This is a genomic window from Aestuariivirga sp. (assembly GCF_046093005.1).
Classification (GTDB): domain Bacteria; phylum Pseudomonadota; class Alphaproteobacteria; order Rhizobiales; family Aestuariivirgaceae; genus Aestuariivirga.
The window spans coordinates 1-6904 of the sequence record NZ_JBJTER010000169.1 but is presented as its reverse complement, the minus strand read 5'-3'; the positions used below and the strand labels follow the sequence as shown (position 1 = coordinate 6904).

5 protein-coding genes are annotated in these 6904 nt (G+C 64.8%); all 5 read right to left on the bottom strand.

Annotation, left to right across the window (positions count from 1 at the left end; translation table 11 throughout):
• Window positions 1–642, bottom strand: a 642-nt coding sequence (locus ACKOED_RS14280; RefSeq protein WP_408917280.1) for an FAD-dependent oxidoreductase, incomplete at its 3' end; no start/stop codon positions are given.
• Between the two features lie 19 nt (window positions 643–661).
• The gene (locus ACKOED_RS14275; protein ID WP_408917279.1) at window positions 662–1408 is read right to left on the bottom strand and encodes an SDR family oxidoreductase; all 747 of its coding nucleotides are present in this window, start codon (window positions 1406–1408) and stop codon (window positions 662–664) included.
• Window positions 1409–1418: 10 nt separating this feature from the next.
• Window positions 1419–2606: a 2-oxoglutarate dehydrogenase complex dihydrolipoyllysine-residue succinyltransferase gene (gene odhB / locus ACKOED_RS14270; protein WP_408917278.1), complete on the bottom strand. Its 1188-nt coding sequence runs from the start codon at window positions 2604–2606 to the stop codon at window positions 1419–1421.
• 13 nt (window positions 2607–2619) lie between these two features.
• Window positions 2620–5556, bottom strand: coding sequence for a 2-oxoglutarate dehydrogenase E1 component (locus tag ACKOED_RS14265; protein WP_408917277.1), 2937 nt, complete (start codon window positions 5554–5556; stop codon window positions 2620–2622).
• Between the two features lie 65 nt (window positions 5557–5621).
• Window positions 5622–6497, bottom strand: coding sequence for a succinate--CoA ligase subunit alpha (gene sucD, locus ACKOED_RS14260; RefSeq protein WP_408917276.1), 876 nt, complete (start codon window positions 6495–6497; stop codon window positions 5622–5624).
• Window positions 6498–6904 lie beyond the last annotated feature (407 nt).

The window sequence follows — 6904 nt, the reverse complement described above, 5'->3', positions numbered from 1 at the left end:
GGCCTTGGCGACCTCGAGATCCATGCCTGGCAGGATGCGGTCGCGATATTCGATGAGGGTGACCTTGGCGCGGAGCCGCGCAGAGTCGGATCCCAGCTCAAGCCCGATGACGCCCGCTCCGATCACCGCGAGATGGCCGGGCACCTCGGCAAGCGTCAGCGCGCCGGTCGAAGACACGATGCGCCGCTCGTCAACCTCGATGCCCTTCAGTTTGGCGGACTCGGAACCGGTGGCGATCACGATGTGCTTCGCCTCCAGCGTCTCGCCGCCCACCGTCACCTTGCCGGGCGCGGCGATCGCGCCCGTGCCCCGGTAGACGGCAATCTTGTTCTTCTTGAGCAGGAAGTCGATGCCCTTGGTGTTGCCGTCGATGGCTTCCTGCTTGAAGGCCATCATGCGCGGAAAATCGAGTGCGGTCTCAGCCTTGATGCCCATCCTGGCGAAGCCGTGCTTCGATTCTGCGTAGAGTTCGGAGGCGTGCAGCAGCGCCTTGGACGGAATGCAGCCGACATTGAGGCAGGTGCCGCCGTGGCTTGCGCGCTTTTCCACCACCGCCACCTTCATCCCAAGCTGGGCGGCGCGGATGGCGCAGACATAGCCGCCGGGTCCGGTGCCGATGATGACGAGATCAAATGCAGCCATGATGGCCTCCCTCTTCGGTCTAGCAGCGGCCGCCCGCCACCGGAACGATGGCGCCAGTGACATAGGAAGATTGTTCCGAGCACAGCCAGAGGATGACGTCCGCCACTTCCTCCGCCTTGCCCTCGCGCTTCATCGGGATCTGGTCGCGCATCATCTGCACGCGGCCCTTGATGCCCGAACTGTCGTGAATCTCGGTATCGATGATGCCGGGCCGCACGGCGTTGACCCTGATGCCCTCCGCCGCAACCTCGCGGCCGAGACCGATGGTCAGCGTATCGATGGCCCCCTTGCTGGCGGCATATTCGATGCCGAGCGCCGGAGCGCCCAGCACGGCCGCCGCCGAGGACTGGTTGACGATGACGCCGCCCGCGCCGCCGTGCCTGAGCGACATCCGCTTCACCGCTTCGCGCGCGCAGAGGAAGGAGCCGAGGATGTTGATATCGAACAACCGCTTCATCCGTTCGGCGCTCATTTCATCAAGGCGGTTCTGGCGGTCCATGATGCCGGCATTGTTGATCAGCGCCTTCAGCGGCCCGAGCTTGTCCGCCGCCGCGAACAGCGCCAGCACGTCGGCCTCGTTGGCGACATCGCCCTTGACGGCGATGGCGCTGCCGCCGGCGTTGGCGATATCGGCCACCACCTGGCGCGCCGCCGCGTCGTTCGACGCGTAGTTGACGACCACGGTATAGCCCGCGGCGCCGAGTTTCAGCGACGTCGCGCGGCCGATGCCGCGGCTTCCGCCGGTGACGATGGCGACTTTGGTCATGGTGCGCCCCTTAGAGATCGAGGATGGTGCGTTGCGGGTCTTCCAGGCATTCCTTGACGCGGACCAGGAAGGTGACGGCTTCCTTGCCGTCGACGATGCGGTGATCATAGGAGAGTGCGAGATACATCATCGGGCGGATGACCACCTGGCCGTTCAGCGCCACCGGGCGTTCCTGGATCTTGTGCATGCCGAGAATGCCGGATTGCGGTGCGTTGAGAATGGGCGTCGACATCAGCGAGCCATAAACGCCGCCGTTCGAGATGGTGAAGGTGCCGCCCTGCATGTCGGCGATCTGTAATTGGCCGTCGCGGGCGCGGCGGCCGTAATCGGCGATGGTCTTCTCGATGCCGGCGAAGGACAACTGGTCGGCGTCACGCACCACCGGCACCACGAGGCCTTTGTCGGTGCCCACCGCCACGCCGATGTGATAGTAGTTCTTGTAGACGATGTCGTCGCCGTCGATCTCGGCGTTGACGGCGGGAATTTCCTTCAGCGCCAGCACGCAGGCCTTCACGAAGAAGCTCATGAAGCCGAGCTTCACGCCGTGCTTCTTTTCGAACAGCTCCTTGTACTGATTGCGGAGCGCCATGGTGGCCGTCATGTCCACCTCATTGAAGGTGGTGAGCATGGCGGCGGTGTTCTGCGCGTCCTTCAGGCGGCGGGCGATGGTGAGCCGGAGCCTTGACATGCGCACCCGCTCCTCGCGGCCTGGCTCGGCCGGGGCGGCTGGCGCCTGCGGCGTCACCGCCGGGGCGGCGGCAGGCTTCTCGAGCTGCGCCAGCACGTCGCCCTTGGTGAGGCGGCCGTCTTTGCCGGTGCCGGCGATGGACGCGGTATCGATCTTGTTCTCCTCCACCAGCTTGCGCACGGCGGGCGACAGCGGCGCTTCGGCCTTGGCGGGCGCCGCGGCCTCAGCCTTCTTCGGGGCTTCGGCGGTCTTGGCCGGCGCGGCGCCGGTGGCACCTTCCTCGATCATGCCCAGCAATGCGCCGACATTGACGGTCGATCCCGCCGCCGCCTCGATGGCCGCTAGCTTGCCGGACGCCGGGGCCGGCACCTCGACAGTGACCTTGTCGGTCTCAAGCTCCACCAAGGGCTCGTCCGCCTTCACCGCATCGCCCGCCTTGCGGAACCACTTTGAAATGGTCGCCTCGGTCACCGATTCGCCGAGTGCTGGAACCCGGATTTCCTTTGTCATCTTGATCTGTTCCTCAAGCCTTGGCGTCGCTGAGCGCTTCGTCAAGGAACGCCTTGAGCTCCTTGACGTGGCGGCTCATCAAGCCTGTTGCAGTGGATGCGGAGGCGGCGCGGCCCACATAGCGGGGCCGCGTGTTCTTCGCCTTGATGAATTCGAGCACGCGCTCGATGTTGGGCTGCACGAAGCTCCAGGCGCCCATGTTGTAGGGCTCCTCCTGGCACCAGATGAATTCCGCCTGGCGGAAGCGCGACAGGATGTTGATCAGCGCCTTGTGCGGCCACGGATAGAGCTGCTCGACGCGCAACAGATAGACATCGGCGAGCCCGCGCTTCTCGCGCTCCTCATAGAGATCGTAATAGACCTTGCCGCTGCACAGGATGACGCGGCGGATCTCGCCATCGGGCTTCAGCTTGATGGCCTCGCCCGGCAGCATCTCCGCGTCATCCCACAACAGACGGTGGAAGGTGGTGCCTTCGCCCATCATGGCCAGCGTCGAGGTGGCGCGCTTATGGCGCAACAGCGACTTCGGCGTCATGATCACGAGGGGCTTGCGGATGTCGCGCTTAAGCTGCCGGCGCAGGATGTGAAAATAGTTGGCGGGCGTGGTGCAGTTCGCCACCTGCATGTTGTCCTCGGCGCAGAGCTGCAGATAGCGCTCGAGGCGGGCCGAGGAATGCTCCGGCCCCTGGCCCTCATAGCCATGCGGCAGCAGCACGGTGAGGCCCGACATGCGCAGCCATTTGCGCTCGCCCGAGGAAATGAACTGGTCGAACACCACCTGCGCGCCATTGGCGAAATCGCCGAACTGCGCCTCCCAGATGGTGAGCGCGTTGGGCTCGGCCAGCGAATAGCCGTATTCGAAGCCCAGCACCGCCTCTTCCGAGAGCATGGAGTTGATTGCCTCGAGCTTGACCTGCTGGTCCTTCACCAGATGGTTCACCGGCGTGTAGCGCTTCTCGGTTTCCTGGTCGATCAGCACCGCGTGGCGCTGCGAGAAGGTGCCGCGCTGCACGTCCTGGCCCGAGAGCCTGACCGGGAAGCCCTCAAGCAGCAGCGTGCCGAACGCGAGTTGCTCCGCCATCGCCCAGTCGATGCCCGCGCCGTCTTCCATCATCTTGCGGCGGGCATCGAGCACCCGCTGCATGGTGCGGTGGACCTTGAAGGTCTTCGGCACCTTGGTGAGCTTGAGGCCGATCTCCTTCAGCTTTTCCGACGGTATGCCCGTGTCGCCCTTGCGCGGCTCCTCGTGGTCCCTCGCGGCCTTGAGACCGGCCCAGCGGCCGTCGAGCCAGTCGGCCTTGTTGGCCTTGTAGGTCTCGGCCACTGTGAAGTTCTCATCCAGCGTCTTGCGGTAGAGGCCCTTCATGGCATCGAACCCGGCCTCGTCGATCACTCCCTCGGCGATGAGCCGCTTGCCGTAGATCGACACCACCGTCGGGTGGCCGGCGATGCGCTTGTACATCAGCGGCTGGGTGAAGGCCGGCTCGTCGGTCTCGTTGTGGCCGAAGCGCCGGTAGCAGAACATGTCGATGACGACGGGCTTGCGGAACTTCTGGCGGAACTCGATGGCGATCTTGGCGGCGAATACGACGGCTTCCGGATCGTCGCCGTTGCAATGGAAAATCGGCGCCTCGATCATCTTGGCGACGTCGGAGGGGTAGGGCGAGGAGCGTGACCACAAGGGGCTCGTGGTGAAGCCGATCTGGTTGTTGACGATGAAATGGATGGAGCCGCCAGAGCGGTGGCCGCGCAGCCCGGAAAGCCCGAAGCATTCGGCCACCACGCCTTGCCCGGCGAAGGCGGCGTCGCCATGGATCAACAGCGGCAGCACGGAGGTGCGCTCCTTGTCCTTGCGCTGGTCCTGCTTGGCGCGCGCCTTGCCCAGCACGACCGGATCGACGATCTCGAGATGCGAGGGGTTGGCGGTGAGCGACAGATGCACGTTGTTGCCGTCGAAGGTCCGGTCTGAGGAGGAGCCCAGGTGATACTTGACGTCGCCCGAGCCTTCCACCTCGTCGGGCGTCGAGGAGCCGCCCTTGAACTCATGGAAGATCGCCGAGAACGGCTTCGACATCACATTGGCCAGCACGTTGAGGCGGCCGCGATGCGCCATGCCGAACACGATTTCCTCAAGGCCCAGCTGGCCGCCGCGCTTGATGATCTGCTCCAGCGCCGGGATCATCGCTTCGCCGCCATCCAGCCCGAAGCGCTTGGTGCCGGTGTATTTCACGTTCAGGAACTGCTCGAAGCCTTCCGCCTCGATGAGCTTGTTGAGGATCGCCTTCTTGCCTTCGGTGGTGAAGCTCACGGACTTGCCGGCGCCTTCGATGCGCTCCTGGATCCAGGATTTCTGCTCGGGGTCCGAGATGTGCATGAACTCGATGCCGAGCGTGCCGCAATAAGTGCGCCTCAGGATGTCGATGATCTGGCGCAGCGTGGCGTGCTCGAGGCCCAGCACCTTGTCGAGGAAGATCGGCCGGTCCATGTCGGCCTCGGTGAAGCCGTAGGTGGCGGGGTCGAGCTCGGGGTGGCTGTCGGGCGTCTTGAGCCGCAACGGGTCGAGGTCGGCGGCCAGATGGCCGCGCATGCGGTAGGCGCGGATCATCATCAGCGCACGCACCGAATCTATCGTGGCCTTGCGCACGTCCTCGGCCGGGAGTGCGGGCGCCTTGGCTTCGGCCCTGGCGGCTTTCGCCGCGGCGGGCCAGTTGCCGTCCAGCGCCGAAACCAGTTCGCCCATTTCAGGCTGCGGCCAGTCCTTGCGCTGCCATGAGGGGCCGGTCACCTGCGCGGCGCCGTCCTCCAGCCCGGCAAAGAACTGCCGCCAGTGCGGGTCCACGGAGGCCGGGTTCTCGAGATATCTGGCGTAAAGCTGCTCGATGAACTGCGCGTTGCCGCCGTAAAGAAAGGACGTCTGCTCGAAGGCGGTTGTGAGATCGGTCTTGTTCATCCCGGTTTCCTTCCATCAGCGGCTGGACCGGCGCCCAGCCTAAGGGCCGAAAGTTGACGGAGTGTTCAGCTTTTCAGACGTTCCACCAGCGTTTTGCCGAGCAGGGCCGGCGAATCCGCCACGGCGATCCCGGCGCGTTTCATGGCCTCGATCTTCGATTCTGCCCCGCCCTTGCCGCCCGAAATAATGGCCCCGGCATGGCCCATGCGGCGGCCGGGCGGCGCGGTGCGCCCGGCGATGAAGCCGGCCATCGGCTTCTTGCGCTTCGAGCGGGCGATGAACTCGGCCGCGTCTTCCTCGGCCGCGCCGCCAATCTCGCCGATCATGATGATCGACTGGGTGTCGTCGTCGGCAAGGAACATCTCCAGCATGTCGATGAATTCGGTGCCCTTCACCGGGTCGCCGCCGATCCCTACCGCGGTGGTCTGGCCGAGGCCCTCGCGGCTTGTCTGGAACACCGCCTCATAGGTGAGCGTGCCGGAGCGCGACACGATGCCGACGGAGCCCTTGCGGAAGATGTTGCCCGGCATGATGCCGATCTTGCACTCGTTGGGCGTCAGCACGCCCGGGCAGTTCGGCCCGATGAGGCGCGACCTGGAGCCAGACAGCGAGCGCTTGACGCGGATCATGTCCTGAACCGGCACGCCCTCGGTGATCGCGACGATCAGCGGAATTTCAGCGTCGATCGCCTCGCAGATGGCGTCAGCCGCGCCCGGCGGCGGCACATAGACGACTGAGGCTTCTGCGCCGGTTCTGGCGCGCGCTTCCGCCACCGTATCAAAGACCGGGAGGCCGAGATGGGTCGCGCCGCCTTTGCCCGGCGAGACGCCGCCGACCATTTTCGTGCCGTAAGCAATCGCCTGCTCGGAATGGAAGGTCGCCGTCTTGCCGGTGAAACCCTGGGTGATGACCTTGGTGTTTTTGTCGATCAGAACGGACATGAATGGAATTCCTGAGGCAATGCGGCGGCGGGACGCCGGGCGGCTGCACAAAACAAAGGGCGCGCGGCGCCGGCTGCGCGACGATCTCGCGCGGGCGCAAACTATGGGGAAAGCCGCCCGGAGACAAGGCGGAAACCGCCCCCGAAAGGGGCATGCGACGGCCTGTCGCTAGGGGAGCGAGAGTGGGTTCCGGAAAACAAGACCATGGAAGATGTTATGAAAATTTCCTATTTCTCAAAAAAAGGAATTTGAGAAGTGTCACAGGTCGAGAAAATATGCGTCGCGATGACCCCGGAAATGGCCGGGATGGTGCGAGATGCGATCGCCTGCGGCGAATACGCTTCCGCCAGTGAGGTCATGCGCGAGGCGTTGCTCGACCGGAAGCTACGCCGTCGCCAGCGCGCCCG